Origin of the sequence: Streptomyces spiroverticillatus, assembly GCA_014650415.1 — a bacterium.
Lineage (GTDB): Bacteria > Actinomycetota > Actinomycetes > Streptomycetales > Streptomycetaceae > Streptomyces > Streptomyces spiroverticillatus.
In genome coordinates this window covers 405,446-423,801 of record BMUX01000005.1, presented here as the reverse complement: position 1 = coordinate 423,801, position 18,356 = coordinate 405,446, and the positions used below count along the sequence as shown (strand labels likewise).

The window sequence follows — 18,356 nt, the reverse complement described above, 5'->3', positions numbered from 1 at the left end:
GGCGCCGGTCGAGGTGGGGGTTCGGTTCGCGCCGCAGCCGGCGTGCGGGGTCGCCTGCGGCGGGCTGCCCCGGCCCCGCCCCTTCACCTAAAGCGCTCGCCGCGCGGCTGGGTGGGTGGCTGGGCGCGCAGTTCCCCGCGCCCCTGGGGGGTGGGTCTGCCGGGGAGCATGTGCGGGTGCGTGGTGGGTTGCTCGCGCAGTTCCCCGCGCCCCTGGAGGGTGGGTCTGGCGGGGCGGATGTGCGGGTGCGGCGGGGGTTGTTCGCGTACCTGAAGGGGGATGTCGTGCTGGCCGGGGTCGTGTTTCTGGTGGTCGCGGTCGGGAGTCTGCGGTCGGTCGTCGGGGAGCGGACCGAGTCCTGGGGGGTCACCGGTCTCGGGTGGGGGCTCATCGTCCTGACCTGCGGGGCGTTGGCCTTGCGGCGGCGGTGGCCCGTCGGGGTCGGCGTGTTCGTGTGGGCGGGGTCCGGGGCGTACTACCTGGTCAGCACCTACGACGGGCCCCTCATGGCCGCCTTCGCCGTCGCCCTGTACTCCGTCGCGGCCCAGGGGCGCCTGCTCGCGGCGGTCGCGCTCGGCGCGCTCGCCGTCGTCGGGACCGGCATCGGCACCCTCGCCGGCAACCGCACCGTCAACGGCGTCGCCCTCTTCATGCTCACCGGCTGGCTCGTCGGCACCGTCGCCCTCGGCTGGGCCCGGCACACCCGCCTCGCCTTCGCCCGCGAGGCCGAGCAGCGTGCCGCCACCGAGGAACGGCTGCGCATCGCAAGGGAGTTGCACGATGTCGTCGGGCATCATCTTTCGCTGATCCATGTGCAGGCGGCGGCCGCCCTGCGGCGCATCCAGAAGCGTTCCGAGAGCAGTTCCGGGAGTGGTGAGGAGGCGTTGGGCGCCATCAAGGAGTCCAGCCGTGAGGCCCTGCGGGAGCTGCGTGCCACCCTCGGTGTCCTGCGGCAGGTCGACGAGGCCGCCCCCACCGCTCCCCCGGCCGGGCTCGACCGGCTCGGTGACCTGGTCGCCGGTGCACGGCTCGCGGGGCTGGAAGTCATGACGTACGAGACGGGGAGTGTGGACGGTCCCCTCCCGACGGAGGTGGATCTTGCCGCGTACCGGATACTCCAGGAGTCGCTGACCAACGTGACCCGGCACGCCCGCGCCACCTCCGTGACCGTCCGCGTCGAGTACGCGCCGGATCGGCTGGTGCTTGAGGTCGCGGACGACGGCCGCGCCGCCCCCGGTCCGTACGGCAGCGGCATCGTCGGGATGCGGGAGCGGGCCCGTGCGCTCGGCGGGGAGTTGACCGCGGGGCCCGGTCCGGGCGGAGGGTTCGCGGTCCGGGCGCGCATTCCCCGTACGCAGACGGACGGAGCACCGTGATGAACGCGAAGATCAAGGTCCTGGTCGCCGACGACCAGCGTCTCGTGCGTGCCGGGTTCCGGTCGATCCTGGAGGATGAGGACGACCTGGAGGTGGTCGGGGAGGCCGGTGACGGGGAGGAGGCCGTAGCAAAGTGCCGGGCGTTGCGGCCCGATGTCGTGCTGCTGGACATCCGGATGCCGGGGGTGGACGGGCTGGAGGCCGCCCGTCGGATCGCCGCCGATCCGCGGCTCGGTGACGTGAAGGTCGTCATTCTGACCACCTTCGATCTGGACGAGTACGTGTACGGCGCGCTGCGCGCGGGCGCGACGGGGTTCCTGGTGAAGGACACCGAGCCCGAGGAACTGGTGCGTGCGGTACGGGTCGCGCATCGTGGGGAGGCCCTGATCAGCCCCTCCGTCACCCGGCGGCTGATCGCGGAATTCGCCGGGCGGGTGAAGGCGCCCGGTGCCAGTCCCCGGCTCAACGCCCTCACCGCGCGTGAGCGGGAGGTCATGGAACTGGTCGCCGCCGGTCTCAGCAACGACGAGATCGCGGCCCGGCTGGTGCTCAGCCCCGCCACGTCGAAGACCCATGTCAGCCGGATCATGACCAAGCTGGACGTCCGCGACCGGTCCCAACTGGTGGTCCTGGCCTACGAGTCGGGCATGGTGCGGCCGGGATGGCTCAGCGGCGAGTAGGCGCACGGGACCGGGCACGCAGGACCAGGTACGCAGGACCAGGTACGCAGGACCCGGCATGCAGGACATCCGCCGGCGGGCAAAAAGAAAGGCAAGGGAGTCAGAGCTCTCCTTGCCACTATTAACTTATAACTCATGGGGGGCCTTGCGGCAAGGCCCCCTTGCTGATGCAGAATCGCGGATCTCAGCCGGAAGCGACCGAATCCGAGCCGAGTCGAGCAGAATTTTGCAGAAGTGGGAGATCCCCGAGTTGCGTGCCACGTTGTCCGAAGCTGCCGCCACCACCCCCCTGTCCACCAGCGCGTTCAACCTGCCCGACACTCTCTCCGCCAAGGCCGACCCCGCCCTGACCGGCGCCGACGAGGCGCACTTCGCGGCCATCGCGAAGAGCCTCGCCGAGACGATCGCCGAGCTCTCCGCGAACCTCGACACCGCCCGCAAGGCCCCCGGCCGCCTCGGCCGTGAGGCGATGGACCGCGACTCCGAGATCCACCGGCTGACCGCCCGACTGCGCACCCTGCGCCGCTTCGGCCTGGACCTGTGCCTGGGGCACTTCGTGCCCGCCGACGGCTCCGCGCCCGTGTACGTCGGCCGGCTCGGGCTGACCGACAGCGAGGGGCAGCGGCTGCTGGTCGACTGGCGCTCCCCCGCCGCCGAGCCGTTCTTCGCGGCCACGCACGCCCACCCGATGGGGCTCGACAGCCGCCGCCGGTACCGCTGGACCAACGGCCTGATCAGCGACTACTGGGACGAGGTGTTCACCGCCGACGGCCTGAAGGGGCATGCCGCCGCGCTGGACGACCAGTCCGCGTTCATCGCCAGCCTCGGCGGTGAGCGGTCCTCGCGGATGCGGGACGTGCTCTCCACCATCCAGTCCGACCAGGACGCCATCATCCGCGCGGGCTCGCGCGGCGCCCTCGTCGTGGACGGCGGTCCGGGTACGGGAAAGACGGTCGTCGCCCTGCACCGCGCCGCCCACCTGCTGTACGCCGACCCGCGCCTGGGGCACCGGCGCGGCGGCGTCCTGTTCGTCGGCCCGCACCGCCCGTACCTGGACTACGTCTCCGACGTGCTGCCGAGCCTCGGCGAGGAGGGCGTGCAGACCTGCATCGTGGCCGACCTGGTCGCCGAGGGCGCGTCCGCGCTGCCCGAGGCCGACCCGGAGATCGCCCGGCTGAAGTCGACGGCCGAGATGGTGCGGGCGATCGAGCCCGCCGTCGCCCTGTACGAGGAGCCGCCCACCGAGGGCATGACCGTCTCCACCCACTGGGCCGACGTCTGGCTGAGTGCCTCCGACTGGGCCGCCGCCTTCGCCGCCGTGGAGCCGGGCACCCCGCACAACGAGGCCCGCGACCAGATCCGCGAGGAGCTGCTCACGATCCTCATGGACAAGCACGAAGAGGAGGAGGACGACGACGCCTCCGGAGTCTCGCCGCAGCTCCTGCGCCGCTCCCTGCTCCAGAACCGCGAGCTGATCGGCACCCTCAACCAGGCCTGGCCGCTCCTGGAGCACACCGAGCTCGTCGGCGACCTGTGGTCGGTGCCCGCATACCTGCGCAAGTGCGCCCCGCATCTGTCGGTCGACGAGGTACGGGCGCTCCAGCGCAAGGACGCCCCGCACGCCTGGACCGTCTCCGACCTGCCCCTCCTCGACGCGGCCCGTCAGCGGCTCGGCGACTCCGGGGCGTCCGCCCGCAAGCAGCGCCACGACGCGGCCGTCGCCGCCGAGCGGGCGCGCCGGGCCGACGTCATGGACAGCATCCTGCAGAACGTCGAGATCGACGAGAGCGAGGGCGCGCTGGGCATGCTGCACGGGCAGGACATCAAGGACACCCTGATCGACCAGGACGGCCTGCCGTCGGCCGAACTCGACGTCCTGGCTGGCCCGTTCGCGCACATCATCGTGGACGAGGCGCAGGAACTGACCGACGCCGAGTGGCAGATGCTGCTCCTGCGCTGCCCCTCCCGCAGCTTCACCGTCGTCGGCGACCGGGCGCAGGCCCGGCACGGCTTCACCGAGTCGTGGCGGGAGCGGCTGGAGCGGATCGGCCTGGACCGCATCGAGGTGGCCTCGCTCACCGTCAACTACCGCACCCCGGAAGAGGTCATGGCCGAGGCCGCGCCGGTGATCCGGGAGGCGCTGCCCGACGCCAACGTCCCCACGTCGATCCGCAGCAGCGGCATCCCGGTGGTGCACGGCTCGGCGGCAGATCTGGACACCGTGCTGGCGGGCTGGCTCGCCGAGCACCCCGAGGGCGTGGCGTGCGTCATCGGCGACGCGGACTTCCGGCCGGACTCGCCGCGCGTACGCTCGCTCACCCCGACGCTCTCCAAGGGCCTGGAGTTCGACCTGGTAGTGCTGGTCGACCCGGCGGAGTTCGGCGAGGGCATCGAGGGGGCGGTGGACCGGTACGTCGCGATGACGCGGGCGACGCAGCAGCTGGTGGTGCTGACGAGCGCGTGAGCCGAGGGCGCTTCGGTGATGGCGGCGTACGTACGGAGGCAACTCCGGCGGTAGTCGTACGGGCGTCCCCGCAACCAGCACGGTAGGCGAGGTGTCCGCCCCGGGGCGACGACCCGGGGCGGGGCGCACGCGGAGTGTGGGGGCATGAGCGCACCTCCGCCGGCCCCGCCCTCGCGGTTCGTCCTGGCCCTGATCGGACTTCTGGTCGGAGGCGCCGCCGGTTTCCTGTTCACGGAGACCGTCGGCGGCTTCTGCGCCTTCGTCCTGGGCCGGGCACTGCACGTGGCCGGCGGCGGTGCGCTCCTGGTGGCCTTCGTCGCCGTACCGCTGGGCTGTGCCGTGCTGGGTGCGGTGATCGGCGTACGGCGTGCGGGCCGCGCGTCCCGTCCGTACCGCTGAAGCGAGTTCCTCATGCCTCCAACTCCCGCACGCACAGGCGCATTTGGCCGTCTGCCGCCTGGTCCCAGCGGCATCGCTGGGGCGCCCTCCTCCTGTGGGTGCTCGCGGTCGCCGTGATCACCGTCGGCTCCCAGGGTCTCGGCAGCGCCTACCGCAACGACTTCTCCCTGCCGGGTACGGAGTCCCAGGCGGCCTCCGACCTGCTGGAGCGGCACGGTTCCGCGCAGGCGGGCGGCAGCGTGCAGATCGTCTTCCAGGACCCCGGCGGGCTGCGCGACGACCGCCGGGCCGTCGAACGGACCGTCGCCCGGGTGCGGGAGCTGCCCCACGTGGCCGACGTCCGCAGCCCGTTCGCCGACGCATCGGCCCTCTCCCGGGACGGGACGGTCGGGTACACGACGGTTGTGCTCGACGCCGCGTCCCAGGACGTGCCCCGGGAGGACGTCGTACGGATCATCGACACCGCCCGCGACACCGGCCCCGGTGTGACCGTCGCCCTCGGCGGCGACGCGGTGCGCGGGGCGCAGGAGGAGAGCGGCGGGGCGGCGGAGGGGGCGGGGCTGCTGGCCGCGCTGGTGGTGCTCGTGCTGCTCTTCGGGTCGTTCGTGGCGGCGGCGATTCCGCTGCTCACGGCGGTGTTCGCGGTCGGCGGCACGGTCGGGCTGATCGCGCTGGCCTCGCACGTGCTCACGATCGCGGACTTCACTCCGCCGATCATGATGCTGGTCGGCCTGGGCGTCGGCGTGGACTACGCGCTGCTGATCTTCTACCGCTACCGGCGCGAACTCGTCGCCGGGGCCTCCCCGCAGGACGCCACCCGTACCGCGCTGGACGCGGCGGGGCGCACGGTGTTCTTCGCGGGGTGCACGGTGATCGTCGCCCTGCTCGGGCTGATCGCGCTGGGACTCGGCTCGCTCCAGGGGGTGGCGCTGGCGGTGGCGCTGACCGTGCTGGTGACGATGGTGGCGTCGCTGACCCTGCTGCCCGCGCTGCTGGCGTTCTTCGGCGGGCGGATCCAGCGCACCGTACGCAAGCGGAAGCCTCGCCAAGAGGGCGTCCGTTGGCGGCAGTTGGCGTCGGCGGTGCAGCGGCGGCCGCTGCCCGCGCTGCTGGCCGCCGTCGCCGTGCTCCTCGCGCTGTCGGCACCCGCGCTCGGGATGCGGCTGGGGTTCGCGGACGCCGGGAACGACCCGGTGTCGTCGACCAGCCGTCAGGCGTACGACCTCCTGGCGGAGGGGTTCGGCCCGGGGTTCAACGGGCCGCTGGTCGTGGTGACCCAGGGCGATCGGGACTCGGCGGAACAACTCCGTACGACACTCGCCACGACCCCGGGAGTCGCCGCCACCAGCCCCGTCCTCCCCACCTCCGACGGCACGGTCTCCACGGTGATCGCCTTCCCCGCCACCGCACCCCAGGACGCAGCCCAACTGGTGCATGACCTACGCGAGTTCGCCCTCCCCCCACTCGCCGAGCGCACGGGAGCCACCTACCTGGTCGGCGGGCCGACCGCCGCCGCGCAGGACTTCGCGGACTCGGTCGCGGACCGTATCCCGCTGTTCGTGGCGCTGGTGGTGGGGCTGTCCACCCTGCTGCTGATGGTGGTCTTCCGGTCGCTGCTGATCCCGCTGAAGGCGGCGCTCCTCAACCTCCTGTCCATCGCGGCGGCGCTGGGCGTGATCACGCTGGTCTTCCAGCACGGGTGGTTCGGGGTGCAGCCGGGGCCGGTGGAGGCGTTCATCCCGGTCATGATCTTCGCGATCGTCTTCGGGCTCTCGATGGACTACGAGGTGTTCCTGGTCGCCCGCATGCACGAGGAGTGGGAGCGCACGGGCAACCACGTACACGCGGTCCGCGAGGGCCTGGCCGCCACCGGCAAGGTCATCACGGCGGCTGCGGCGATCATGATCGTGGTGTTCGGCGCGTTCGTGCTGAGCCCCGGCCGGATGCTCCAGCAGTTCGGGCTGGGCCTGGCGGTGGCGATCCTGCTGGACGCGGTGGTCATCCGTTGCCTGATCGTCCCGGCGGCGATGCAGCTCTTCGGGCCGCGGGCGTGGTGGCTGCCGGGGGCGCTGGGGCGGGTGCTGCCGAGGGTGGCGTTGGAGAGGCCGGCCGGCGGGCCCGTGGGCCCTCGTCGGTGAGGAGCGGCTCCTCGACCGCGTCGGGGGTGAGGGGCAGTGGGGGTGCGGGGCGGGCCGGTTCGAGACCCGGTGGGGGCCCACGGGTGCCCCGCCCGGTGGAGGGGGTGCGCCCCGGACGGGCAGGACACTCACCACCGGGACAGCCCCGAGGCCCCGAGAGCCGTCGTCCCGTGCGGGCTCCGGCTTCAGGCTTCCGTCCGGACGGGTCCGGGGCCGTTCACCGTACGGTCCTGCCCACGCCGCCGCCCGTAGGGACGTCCGCGTCGTCTTCCGTACGGGCGTCCGGTCGGCCAGGCACCCCGCCGACCCCCACCGGCGAGACCTCGGCAGGACCGTCGGGGGCGGAGGGCCCGCCAGCGGCGGTCACAGTCGACCCGGCGGGCGCGGCCACCACCAGGAACATCACCCGGGTCGCCCTACGAAGCCCCGGCGTAGCGGGTCTGTTCCCCGATCCAGTCCAGGTAGGCGGGGCTGCCCGCGAGCACCGGGACGGCGATGATCTCCGGGGTGTCGTAGTCGTGCAACTCCGCGATGCGTGCGGTGAGTTCGGGGATCAGGTCGCCGCGTGTCTTGAAGTCGATCCGCCATTCCTGCGCCCGCTCGACCTTCCCCTCCCACCGGTACACCGACCGGACCGGGTACACCTGCGCGCAGGCGGCCAGCCGCTCGCCGATCACGCGGTCGGCCAGCTCACCTGCCTTGTCCTCGCTGTCGGCGGTGGTGGTCAGGACGGTGTACGGGGTGGGGTTCGAGGTGGTCATGCGTCGAGCGTACGCAGGGCGGGGCGCGGGCGGGCGTCAGTCCAGCGGGCGTCAGTCCAGGTGGCGTACGAAGGCGTCGAAGCCGTTGTTGGTGTCGCCCGGGACGAAGTCGGGCTGCCACGAGACGAACATGAGGTCGCGCCCCTTGTTGCCGAAGTCCACGGGTCCCACGTAGCCGCTGGTCAGCGGGCCGCCGGAATGCTTCGGGGTAGCCAGCTGGGTGCGGCCGGTGGCGAGGTCCCGGACGTAGACGTTCTCCACCGTGTCGCCCGTGCCGCCGCCCGGTTCCGCGGGGGATTCGACGATGTAGGCCAGTCGGCGGCCGTCCGCGCTGAGGGTGGGGCCGCCGAGCCCGCCCTTGCCCTCGTGGGTGAGCATGCGGCTCTTGCCGGTGCGGGTGTCGTAGAGGAAGGAGTCGACGGGGCTGCCCGCGCTCTGTCCGTTGGTGATGTACGCGAGGAGGCCGCCGTCGGCGGAGAAGCTCATGCCTCCCGCCCAGCCCGTGACGCCGCCGCCGGGGTCGGCGTTCACCAGTCTCTGCACGCCGGTGCGCAGGTTGACGTCCCACAGTTCCCGGTCGCCGCCGCGCGGGTGGCCCTGCGCGTAGTACAGGCGGCTGCCGTCGGCGCTCATGCCGACGTTGAACAGGGTCCACTCGGCCGGCATGTGGTCGCTGATCCGTGTGGCGGTGCCGGTGCGCCGGTCGACGACGTAGGCGTAGACCTCGCTCGTCGGCGTGCCCTCCATCTGCTGCGAGGAGGCGCCGAAGGCGACGTGGCGGCCGTCGTCGGAGACGGCGATGCCGTCGTCCGTGGAGACCTGGGCGGACGCACCGCCCCGGCCGACGCTGACGCGCTCGGAGCGGCCGGTGGTCCGGTCGTACACGTAGACGTCCTGCGCGTGGGCGGGCTTCTCGGGCCACTTTTCGAGGTTCGTCGCGTCGGAGGTGTACGCGATGTACCGGCCGTTGGCGCTGATGGCCACCTTGGCGTAGTAGCCGGCGTCGGCCTGGGAGCCGTCCGGGGCGAGATTGACCCGCACGACGGTTCCCCGGCGCAGGTCCCGGACGAACACGTCCTCCACGCCGTTGGTGTCGCCGGGCACCACGGCGGAGTCGTCCGACGTGAAGGCTGCGTACCGGCCGTCGACACTGAACGCGGCGAGGTTCACCCCCTTCTGGAGCTGCTTCCCGGTCGAGGACAGCGAGACTCGCTCGGTCTTCGGCTTCGGCGCCGCCGAGGTCGCGGTCACCGAGGCGGCGACCATGACTCCCGCGAGGACGGCGATGGACGCGCCACGTACAACTCTGAGCACAGAATCCCCCGTTGGACAGCTTCGCCCCGGCTCGGCACCGGAGTCGCGTTCGAACCAAACGCACCGTTCCCCACCGCGTCAATCCCCGAAAGTGACCACAACCCTCGCCCCTCCTCATGCGTCTGGTGCGTCAGACCCGGCCCGCCCAGAAGGCGTCCAGCGGCTGCGGGGTGGCTGCGGCGATCAGCTGGCGGGCCGTGCGGTGGGCCTTGGCGGCGGACTCGGCGACCGTACCGAGGGAGTGGTTGACCGTGGAACCCTCGTAGACAAGGAGGAGTTGGTCGACCAGGAGGCCCGGGTCGGGGGTGCCGGTGGCCTCGGCGAGGACGAGCATGCGGTCGCGCAGGGTGCGCTTGTGCCCGGCGATGACGGCGCGGGCGACGCCGTCCGGGCGGTCGGACTCGTACTGGGCCTGGATGAAGGCGTTGCTGCGGAAACCGTCGGAGGTGGAGCGGCACGCCCACTCGCGGAGGGCGTCGAAGACGGCGAGCAGGCGGGCGCGCGGGTCGTCGCCCGCGGCGTCGACGGCCGCGTCGAGGGTGAGGCGCCAGCGGGTCTGGCGACCGTCGAGGTAGGCGAGGAGGGCGGCGGTGCTGACGGGCTTCAGGGTGTTCACGGTTCCTCCCGGGGTGGGTGACGTCGTTGGTGTACGGGGCGAGTCGGGCGGGGGCGGCGTCGGCGCGCCGTGCCTGATCGCGTGCCCGGCGTCGATGCCGTACAGCACGTCCCGGAGGGTGCGGGTGGCGCGGCGGAAGAGGGGGCGCATGGGCGACGATCCTTCCCGGCGCCCGGGCTGTCGCGGCGCACTAAGAGGTATAGTTCCCTTTCACGCATGACGCTAACACGGGAGTAAGGTTTGAAGATACTGTTTTCGCATTACGCTCCCGGGGCGGGTGTCGCCACGGACCTCGTCAACACGTCGGCCACCGTCCGTACGGACATCGGTGAAGTCCTGGGCGGGCCGGACGCGTTGACGACCTTCCTCGCCGAACGCGAGGTACGACTTGACGCACTTCCGCCGGGAACGGCACCAACCGAGGACGACCTCGCCGAGGTCCTGACCCTGCGCCAGGAGACGCGTGCACTGCTGGCGGCAGAGGACGAGGACGAGGTCGTCGAGGGCGCCAACCTCCTTGCCGCCAGGGCCACTTCGGGACTCTCCCTGCTCAGGGACGCCGACGGACGGCTCCAGTGGTACGTCACCACCGCCCCCGGCGCATCCGTCGCCGACGAACTCGCCGCCCTGATCGGGACAGGACTGCTCGGCGTGCTGCGCACGCTCGGCCACGACCGGTTCCGGCCCTGTCAGTCGCCGACCTGCACGGGCCTGCTCGTCGACACCAGCAAGGCGGGCCGCCGCTGCTACTGCATCCCGAACGTGTGCGGCAACCGTCTGCACGTCGCCAAGCACCGGGCGCGGCAGCGGGGCGCGCGACAGTAGGAACCACGGGGCGTGCTGAACGTCCACGCGCGCGCGGCGGTGAAAATCGGCGTGCCGACCACAGTCGTCCCCGCTACCGTCGCCGGATGGATTCCGTACGCACACGGCTGATGCGCGCAAGCGACCTCCCCTCGGCGGAACAGGCCTCGCACACCACCTTCCTGGAGGGTGACCGCCTCAGCAGGCGCGCGGGCGAGCCCGAACCGGAACCCCGCACCGCCGCCGACTCCGCCCTCTGGATCCAGCGGATGGGACACTTCCTGGCCACCGATCCGGAGGGCTGCTGGGTGGCGGTCGAGGACGGCACGGACCGCGTGGTGGGCTTCGCCCTCTCCCAGAACCGGGGGCCGCTGTGGCTCCTCATCACGTACGGGGTGCTGCCCGGCCTCCAGGGCAAGGGCATCGGCAAACGCCTCATGGACGCCGTCCTGGCGCATGCGGGCGACCGGCCGGGCATGTTCATCTCCACCATCCACCCGGGCGCGACCCGCCGCTACTGGCGGGCGGGCTTCACCCTCCATCCCCTGATGGGCCTGACCGGCACCGTCGACCGCACCACCCTCCCCGCCGTCACCGGCCTGCACGAGGGCACCCCGGACGACATCGACTGGATGGACCGCCTGGACACGGCCCTCCGGGGCGCGGGCCACGGCCCCGACCACCTCCACCTGCTGGAAACGATGCGCCTCGTCGTCTCCCGGGACCCCAAGAACCCCGGCTACGCCTACCTCGACCCCCGCGGCCGCACCCACCTCCTCGCGGCCCAACACCCCTCCACCGCCCGCACCTTGCTCTGGGAGGCCCTCGCCTCGGCCCCCTCCGGACGACCCACCGGCATCCCGCCCGCCGTCACCGCCGCCAACCACTGGGCGGTGGACGTCGGCCTCTCCGCCCGCCTCGACCTCCTCCAGGACGGCTACCTGGCCCTGCGCGGCCTGGCCGCCCCCGCCCCCTACCTCCCGAGCGGCCGCTTCCTATGACACCGGGCTCTCCCTTCCAGGCCGAGTTCCGCGACCCCCTGCTCGTCCAGGTGTACGACGCCGAGTCGCCGTGGGGCGAGGACGACGCCCTCTTCCTCGCCCTCGCCGCCGAAACCCCGCACGCCCGCGTGCTCGACCTGGGCTGCGGCACGGGCCGCGTCACCCTCGCCCTGGCGGCGGCCGGCCACACGGTCACGGGAATCGACCCGTCCCCGGCCGCACTCGCGGCGGCCCGCACCAAGCCGGATGCGGAGAAGGTCACTTGGCTGACGGGGACACTCCCGGAGGTGCTCGACGACCTCCTCCCCCACGCCCCCTTCGACCTCGCCCTCATGACGGCACACGTCGCCCAGTTCCTCCTCACGGACGCCGAATGGGCGCAGACCCTCGCTCTCCTGCACGACGTGCTCACCCCCGGCGGCCGCCTGATCTTCGACAGCCGCGACCCGGCGGACCGCCGCTGGGAGCGCTGGAACCCCACCGACTCCCGCCACGAGGTCGTCCTCCCGGACGGCCGCAGGGTGCTGGCCTGGACCGAGGTCACGTCACTCTCGGCCGAGAACGTCACCTTCACCCACCACTACACCTTCCCCTCCTCCCCCGGCCTCCCGGAACTCCTCAGCACCGCCACCCTCCGCTTCCGCCCCGAGGCCACCCTCCGCGCTTCCCTCGCGGCGGCGGGCTTCACGGTCGAGCGGATTTACGGCGGCTGGTCCCGCGAGCCGGTGGGCACGTCCCCGGCCGGCGAATACGTGGTCCTGGCCCGAACCTGACCTCCCTCCCCCTTTCCCCGTGGACCCCTTGTGCGGAGGGGCCGCCCGCCTCCTCCCTCTTCCCCAGCCCCCTTGCCCGCCCGTTCCCGGCCCACCCCGGTACCGCCCCTGCCCGCGCCTCGGACGCCGGACACGCGCAGGCGCAGGGCCCTCTGGCGCCTCCCGGCACCGGGCACGTGAAGCACCGGCCCGCCGGGCCATGGGGTCCCCAGCCCCGCCCCTTCACCTAAACCCGCAGGGGCAATTGCACGGTTCCGTGCGGGAGCGTCGTGGCTGGGCGCGCAGTTCCCCGCGCCCCTGAAGGGGCACGGAGGTGAAGCGGCCCGCACGGGAAAGGTGCGCCCGCGTGGCGGAGACACACATCGGGACAGCCCCTGCCCCTGCCCCTGCCCCTGCCCCTGCCCCCACGAAAATCCCTGGCCGGAGCTGTGAAAGCCCGTTAGAAAGGGCCCCATGAGCACCTCCACCGCACCCGCCGCGGACCCCCGCACCTTCACGCCCACCACCCTCGACCTCGGTGATGCCCACCTCCGGCCCTGGAGCCGGAAGGATGTCGAGTCGCCCGCGCTCGTGCGGGGGCTGACGGACGCAGCGGCCGACCCGCAGATAGCCCTCTGGAATCCCCTGCCCGTCACCGACCGGGCAACCGCGGCCAAGTGGATCGGGGTGCGCGGTGACGCCTGGGATGCCGGGTCGCTCGCCACCTTCGCGCTGCTCGACGGCCCGGCGGCGGAGTCGGGGGATGTCTCGTTCCTGGGTGCGCTCACCGTGCGGTGGACGGACCGTTCGGACGGGCTCGGGATGATCGGGTACTGGCTGCTGCCCGCCGCCCGCGGCCGGGGTCTGGCGACCCGCGCCGCGCTCGTCGCGGCCGAGTGGGCGTTCCGCACGGCGGACGTACGGCGGCTCGAACTCGCCCACGCTGTGGAGAACGAGGCCTCCTGCCGGGTCGGCCTGCGGGCAGGTTTCCCGGCCGAGGGCACACTGCGCTCCTCGTTCCGCTTCGGCGACGGCGAGTACCACGACGAGCACCTCCACGCCCGACTCGCCTCGGACCCGGCACCCTCCGCTCAGGGCTGAGCGGAGACCCGCGGGGTCCAGGCCGCCTCGTCCACGGGGTACATGCCCGCGAACGGGTCGGGCTCCCCCGTCTTCGGGTCCAGGCCCGCGACGTAACGACGGCCCTGCTCGCGCCAGCTGACGAAGGTGCCCGTCCGGTTCCACAGCGACTCGTGGCCGAGCGGGCACTCCTCGAACTCGCCCCGCATCATGCGGGTGAGGAAGCGGGCCATGCCGCACTCGAACAGCGCCCAGGCCTGACCCGAGTGGTGGCGCCGCCAGGCCACCACGGGCCAGCGGTCCGGGTCGGGATCGTTCATCAGCCAGCCCGTCTCGTTGGCGTTCATACCCGTGCCCCAGGGGAGGAGCGCCTCGGGCCCGAGGGTCACGCCCGGTATTCCCCGGCCCGACTCCCAGAGGATGTGGAGCTCGGCCGTCTGGGTCGCCATGTGGAAGTCCGCGTACGCCGGTATGGAGCTGGGGAGGGCCGGCACGAGGACGAGGTCGTCGATGTCGCCCATTCCGTACACGTCGAGCACGGACTTGTAGTCGCTCGGCAGCCGTGTGCCCAACGCCGCTTCCGCCGCGTCCCAGTCGATCCGCTCGCCGCCCGCGAAGTCCGCGGGCACGAGCGTGAGCAGGTCGGCCACGTCAGGGTGTACGTCGTCGTTCAGGTGTACGTCGTCGTTCATGTGAATCCCCCGGTTGGTTCAGGTGTTTCCCACCGTAGACGCCGGGTCTGACAACGGACGCTCCGTGAACTCATTGGAATTGGACCTGTCCGGCGAGTTATCTTTGGCCCTTCTCGGCAGACCATGGGCGGACCAGGGTGGGAGGGCCAAGAGAGCTTCTGGAGGTCCCCCTTGAGTGTCGCGTTCCTGCTCACCACCCTCGCCGTGGTGCTCACCCCCGGCCCCGGCGTGGTGTTCACGCTCGCCGCCGGGCTGTCCCACGGCCGCCGGGCGAGCGTGGTGGCCGCGTTCGCCTGCACGCTCGGCGTCGTACCGCATCTGCTGGCGTCCATCACCGGGCTCGCCGCGCTGCTGCACGCCAGCCCGGTGGCGTTCGAGGTGGTGAAGTACCTCGGCGTCGGCTATCTGCTGTACATGGCGTGGTCGACGCTGCGCGACAAGGACGTGCTGGAGGTGGGGCAGCAGGTGGAGCACCGGCCTGCGGGGCGGGTCATCGTCTCCGCGGTGCTGATGAATCTGCTCAATCCGAAGCTGACCATGTTCTTCGTGGCGTTCCTGCCGCAGTTCGTGCCCGCCGAGCGGGCCGGTTCGCTGGGCGCGATGCTGGAGTTGAGCGCCGTGTTCATGGTGCTGACCTTCGCCGTCTTCGCGGCGTACGGGATCTGCGCGGCCGCCGTACGCGACCGGGTGCTGGCCCGGCCCCGCGTGATGACCGCGCTGCGGCGCATCTTCGCCGTGTCCTTCGTTGGCCTGAGCGCACGGCTGGCGGTGGCCTGAGCATGCACATCCGCCAGGACATCCACGTCCGTCAGGACATGCACATCCGTCACGACATCCACGTCCGTCATGACATGCGCTTCCGTCACGCCGATACGATCTGGGCCGCCCACCCGGAGCTGAGCGCGGGCGCGCTCTACGCCCCCGGGGTCGGCCCGGCCGCCGACCTGGACGAGCGGATCGCGGAGTACACCGCCCGCGCGCTGGCCCGGCTCGCCGAATCCACCGAGGGGCAGTTCCCCGAAGTCCTCGCCTGGCGGCGGACGTTCACCCGCATCGGCCTCAAGCCGACGCAGTACCGCTGCGCCTCCGAGTCCCTCCTGCGGCGGCTCCGCAAGGAGGGCTCGCTCCCCCGCATCCACCCCGTGGTCGACCTGTGCAACGCCCTTTCCGTCGCGTACGGAATCCCGGTCGCCGCCCTGGACGCCGACCGCATCGCCGGCCCGCTCCTGGAGGTGCGCCCCGCCCGGGGCGACGAGCTCTACACCACCTTCGGCGGCGACTCCGAGCACCCGGCCCCGGGCGAGGTCACCTTCGTCGACTCCGCCGACCGGGCCCACGCCCGCCGCTGGACCAACCGCCAGAGCGGCCACTCGGCGGTCGGCCCGCACACCTCCCGCATCCTCGTCGTCACCGAAGCCATGCACGACGGAGGGGGGACGGACACGGTCCCCGCCCTGCTCAAGTCCCTCACCGAGGAGCTGTCCACGCACTGGCCCACCACCCCGGTATCGGCCGTGCTCACCCCTTCCGCCCCGGAGTTCGCCTTCGGGACCGAGGACCCGAGGTAGGCCGCCGGGGGCCGGGCGCGTCCCCCTCACCGGTCGGGCCCGGCCAGGTGGCAGCATGGGTCCGGCGAGCAAGGGGGACGCATGACCAGCACCACCACCACAACAACCAGCACTTTCGCCACCCACGGCTCCGACTTCCTCCAACTGGACCTCGGCAGCGCCCCCTTGGGCGGCAAGGCGGACTGGCTCGCCCAACAGTTGCGCGACGCCATAGCGGACGGGCGGCTCGTCGTCGGCGCCAAACTGCCGCCCACCCGCATCCTCGCCGCCGAACTGGGCGTCTCCCGGGGCGTGGTCACCGAGGCGTACCGGCGGCTCACCGAGGACGGTCACGTCGAGGGCCGCCGGCGCGGCGGCACCACGGTCGTCGCCGCACCGGTCGCCCGGCGACAACCCGCCCCCTCCCGCAGCACACCTCCCCACCGGTCCCTGTTCACCGGCCCTCCCGGCCCCGAGATCTTCGACGCCCTGCGCGCCACCCGGACCCGGATCGACCTCACCCCCGGGCAGCCGGACCTGTCCGCCTTCCCCCGCGCGGCCTGGCTGCGCGCCGAGCGGGAGGTGCTGGCCGGTCTTTCGGCGGAGGACCTCGGGTACGGGGACCCGCGCGGCGCACCCCTGCTGCGGCGTGCCGTCGCCGACTGGCTGGGCCGCAGCCGGGGCATCCGGGTCGGCCCCGACGACGTACTGATCGTGGCCGGTACGGCGCAGGCGCTGACCCTCCTGCACCCGGTGCTGCGCGCCGACGGCATCGACAGCGTCGCCGTCGAGGACCCGGGCTCGCTCGGTACCCGGCAGCACCTCCTCAACGGGAACCTCACCACCCCGCCCGTGCCGGTCGACGAGGACGGCGTGCGCGTCGACGCACTGCGCGCGACCGGTTCCCCCGCCGTCCTCCTCACCCCCGCCCACCAGTTCCCGATGGGCATGGTGACCAGCGGCGAACGCCGCCGTGAGCTGCTGCACTGGGCGGCGGAGGACAACCACCTGATCATCGAGGACGACTACGACGCCGAGCACCGCTACGACCGCCCGCCCGTCCCCGCCCTCCGCTCCCTCCTCGCCGACCGCGTCTGCTACCTGGGCAGCGTCTCCAAACTCCTGGCCCCCGCCCTGCGCATCGGCTGGATGGTGCCGCCGCCCCGCCACCTGAGCCCGCTCACCGAGGCGAAACGCTTCACCGACCTCGGCAACGCCGTCCTCCCCCAACTGGTCCTCGCCCGACTGATGGACTCCGGCCATCTGGAGCGGCACCTTCGGCTGCTGCGCGGCCGGCACGTCCGCCGCCGCGACGCGATGATCGCCGCCGTGGCCCGGCATCTGCCGGGTGCGGTGGTGCACGGCGCGGCGGCGGGCCTGCACCTGACGGTGACGTACGCCCACGACGTCCCCGACACCGAACTGGCTGCCGCCGCACTCGCCCGCGGCGTGAAGTGCCAGCCCCTGTCCTGGCACCGCCAGCTCCCCGGCCGCCCCGGACTCGTCCTCGGCTACGCGGCGGGCACGGCCGGCACGGTCTCGGAGGGCGTGGAGGTCATCGGCCGGACGCTGCGCGAACTGGCCGGCGTCAGCGTCGGGTAGTCGGTGTAGCCGAGCTCCCCGCCCACGTACATCAGGCCCTTGTCGCGTACGGGATTGACGGGCGCCCCCGTGCGCAGGCGGGCGACCAGGTCGGGGTTGGCGAGGAAGGGGCGGCCGAGGGAGATCAGGTCGGCCCCGGCGGCGAGGAGGCGTTCGGCCGCGCTGCGGCCGCCGTCGGCGGGGATCTGCTCGGCGGGGAGGACCGGGTTGGCGACGAGGGTGCCGGGCCAGTCGGCGCGGATGCGGTGGAAGAGGGGTGCGTCGGGGTCGGCGTACACGAGGTGGAGGTGGGCGAGGTCGCCGAGTTCCGCGAGGGCGGGGACGAGGGCGGCGTAGATCGCGTCGGTGTCGCCCTCCGCGATGCCGTTGACGGTGAGGCCGGGCGAGAGGCGTACGCCGACCCGCTCGGGGCCGATCGCCTCGGCGACCGCCCGCACGACCTCGACGACGAACCGGATGCGACCGGAGACCGATCCGCCGTACTCGTCCGTGCGGAGGTTGGTGTTCCGGGCGAGGAACTGGTGCAGGAGATAACCGTTCGCGCCGTGCACCTCGACGCCCTCGAAGCCCGCCTCGATCGCCCTGCGGGCGGCTTCGGCGAAGTCGGCGACGGTGGCGCGGAGGTCGTCGGGGGTCATCTCCCTCGGTACGACGGCCGGTTGGTGGCCGGAGGCGGTGTGGACGGTGTCCGGGAGCGGGACGGGCGAGGGGGCCAGCGGAACGAGCCCGCTGTTGTCGGGGTGCCCGACCCGCCCCCCGTGCTGGAGCTGCACGAACATCCGGCCGCCCGCGCCCCGTACCGCGTCCGTCACCCGCCGCCAGCCCGCGACGTGCGAGGCGGTGTACAGGGCGGCGGTGTTGGCGTACGTCTGGCTGACGGCGTTGGGCCGGGAGGCCTCGGCGATGATCAGGCCGGCGGTGGCGCGCTGGGCGTAGTAGGTGGCCATGAGCGGGAGGGGGGTGCCGTCGGCGGCGGCCCTGTTGCGGGTCAGGGGGGCCATGACGAGGCGGTTGGGGAGGGTGAGGGGGCCGAGGCGGGTGGGCTGGAAGAGGGCGGCTGCTGCGGCTGTGTTCGTCATGCCCGTACGGTAGAAGTTGACACCGGTGTCAGATTCAAGTCCCGCTGAGAA

The 18,356-nt window shown here is 72.6% G+C and carries 17 protein-coding genes; 12 read left to right on the top strand and 5 right to left on the bottom strand.

All coding sequences use genetic code 11. The features are described 5' to 3' along the window. Positions 1-284: 284 nt before the first annotated feature. From IE269_RS16555 to IE269_RS16535, 5 genes are all read left to right on the top strand, one after another. Complete coding sequence (locus IE269_RS16555; protein ID WP_229897761.1) at positions 285-1,376, top strand: sensor histidine kinase; 1,092 nt, start codon at positions 285-287, stop codon at positions 1,374-1,376. Next, complete coding sequence (locus IE269_RS16550) at positions 1,376-2,056, top strand: response regulator transcription factor (protein WP_189823710.1); 681 nt, start codon at positions 1,376-1,378, stop codon at positions 2,054-2,056. Before IE269_RS16555 ends, IE269_RS16550 begins: the two co-directional genes overlap by 1 nt. Positions 2,057-2,318: 262 nt before the next feature. Beyond that, the gene (gene helR, locus IE269_RS16545) at positions 2,319-4,520 is read left to right on the top strand and encodes an RNA polymerase recycling motor ATPase HelR (RefSeq protein ID WP_189823709.1); all 2,202 of its coding nucleotides are present in this window, start codon (positions 2,319-2,321) and stop codon (positions 4,518-4,520) included. A 144-nt stretch (positions 4,521-4,664) separates the two neighbouring features. Continuing rightward, positions 4,665-4,919: a hypothetical protein gene (locus tag IE269_RS16540; RefSeq protein ID WP_189823885.1), complete on the top strand. Its 255-nt coding sequence runs from the start codon at positions 4,665-4,667 to the stop codon at positions 4,917-4,919. A 98-nt stretch (positions 4,920-5,017) separates the two neighbouring features. Beyond that, complete coding sequence (locus tag IE269_RS16535; protein ID WP_229897758.1) at positions 5,018-7,057, top strand: MMPL family transporter; 2,040 nt, start codon at positions 5,018-5,020, stop codon at positions 7,055-7,057. A gap of 416 nt (positions 7,058-7,473) precedes the next feature. On the opposite strand, the gene cutA is transcribed toward IE269_RS16535, so the two are convergent. From cutA to IE269_RS16520, 3 genes are all read right to left on the bottom strand, one after another. Further along, complete coding sequence (cutA, locus tag IE269_RS16530) at positions 7,474-7,818, bottom strand: divalent-cation tolerance protein CutA (RefSeq protein WP_189823708.1); 345 nt, start codon at positions 7,816-7,818, stop codon at positions 7,474-7,476. A gap of 51 nt (positions 7,819-7,869) precedes the next feature. After that, the gene (locus IE269_RS16525) at positions 7,870-9,132 is read right to left on the bottom strand and encodes a TolB family protein (RefSeq protein ID WP_189823707.1); all 1,263 of its coding nucleotides are present in this window, start codon (positions 9,130-9,132) and stop codon (positions 7,870-7,872) included. Positions 9,133-9,262: 130 nt separating this feature from the next. After that, a complete protein-coding gene (locus IE269_RS16520; RefSeq protein WP_189823706.1) occupies positions 9,263-9,898 on the bottom strand; it encodes a hypothetical protein in 636 nt (211 codons plus the stop codon). Positions 9,899-9,988: 90 nt separating this feature from the next. On the opposite strand from IE269_RS16520, the gene IE269_RS16515 reads away from it, so the two are divergent. From IE269_RS16515 to IE269_RS16500, 4 genes are all read left to right on the top strand, one after another. Next, a complete protein-coding gene (locus tag IE269_RS16515; RefSeq protein WP_189823705.1) occupies positions 9,989-10,573 on the top strand; it encodes a CGNR zinc finger domain-containing protein in 585 nt (194 codons plus the stop codon). 86 nt (positions 10,574-10,659) lie between these two features. Further along, positions 10,660-11,553 (top strand): GNAT family N-acetyltransferase, encoded by an 894-nt coding sequence (locus tag IE269_RS16510; protein ID WP_189823704.1) that lies wholly within the window; start codon positions 10,660-10,662, stop codon positions 11,551-11,553. Continuing rightward, complete coding sequence (locus tag IE269_RS16505) at positions 11,550-12,326, top strand: class I SAM-dependent methyltransferase (protein WP_189823703.1); 777 nt, start codon at positions 11,550-11,552, stop codon at positions 12,324-12,326. Before IE269_RS16510 ends, IE269_RS16505 begins: the two co-directional genes overlap by 4 nt. A 453-nt stretch (positions 12,327-12,779) precedes the next feature. Then, positions 12,780-13,406 (top strand): GNAT family N-acetyltransferase, encoded by a 627-nt coding sequence (locus IE269_RS16500; RefSeq protein WP_189823702.1) that lies wholly within the window; start codon positions 12,780-12,782, stop codon positions 13,404-13,406. Here IE269_RS16500 and IE269_RS16495 read toward each other — a convergent pair. Then, on the bottom strand, positions 13,397-14,077 hold the full coding sequence (locus IE269_RS16495; RefSeq protein WP_189823701.1) for an SMI1/KNR4 family protein: 681 nt from the start codon (positions 14,075-14,077) through the stop codon (positions 13,397-13,399). The two genes, IE269_RS16500 and IE269_RS16495, sit on opposite strands and share 10 nt — an antisense overlap. 171 nt (positions 14,078-14,248) lie before the next feature. On the opposite strand from IE269_RS16495, the gene IE269_RS16490 reads away from it, so the two are divergent. From IE269_RS16490 to pdxR, 3 genes are all read left to right on the top strand, one after another. After that, on the top strand, positions 14,249-14,854 hold the full coding sequence (locus tag IE269_RS16490; protein ID WP_189823700.1) for a LysE family translocator: 606 nt from the start codon (positions 14,249-14,251) through the stop codon (positions 14,852-14,854). A gap of 2 nt (positions 14,855-14,856) precedes the next feature. After that, complete coding sequence (locus tag IE269_RS16485; protein ID WP_229897757.1) at positions 14,857-15,645, top strand: B3/B4 domain-containing protein; 789 nt, start codon at positions 14,857-14,859, stop codon at positions 15,643-15,645. Between the two features lie 81 nt (positions 15,646-15,726). After that, positions 15,727-17,226 (top strand): MocR-like pyridoxine biosynthesis transcription factor PdxR, encoded by a 1,500-nt coding sequence (gene pdxR, locus IE269_RS16480; protein WP_189823699.1) that lies wholly within the window; start codon positions 15,727-15,729, stop codon positions 17,224-17,226. Here pdxR and IE269_RS16475 read toward each other — a convergent pair. Further along, the gene (locus tag IE269_RS16475) at positions 17,136-18,305 is read right to left on the bottom strand and encodes an alkene reductase (RefSeq protein ID WP_189823698.1); all 1,170 of its coding nucleotides are present in this window, start codon (positions 18,303-18,305) and stop codon (positions 17,136-17,138) included. The two genes, pdxR and IE269_RS16475, sit on opposite strands and share 91 nt — an antisense overlap. Positions 18,306-18,356: the final 51 nt, after the last annotated feature.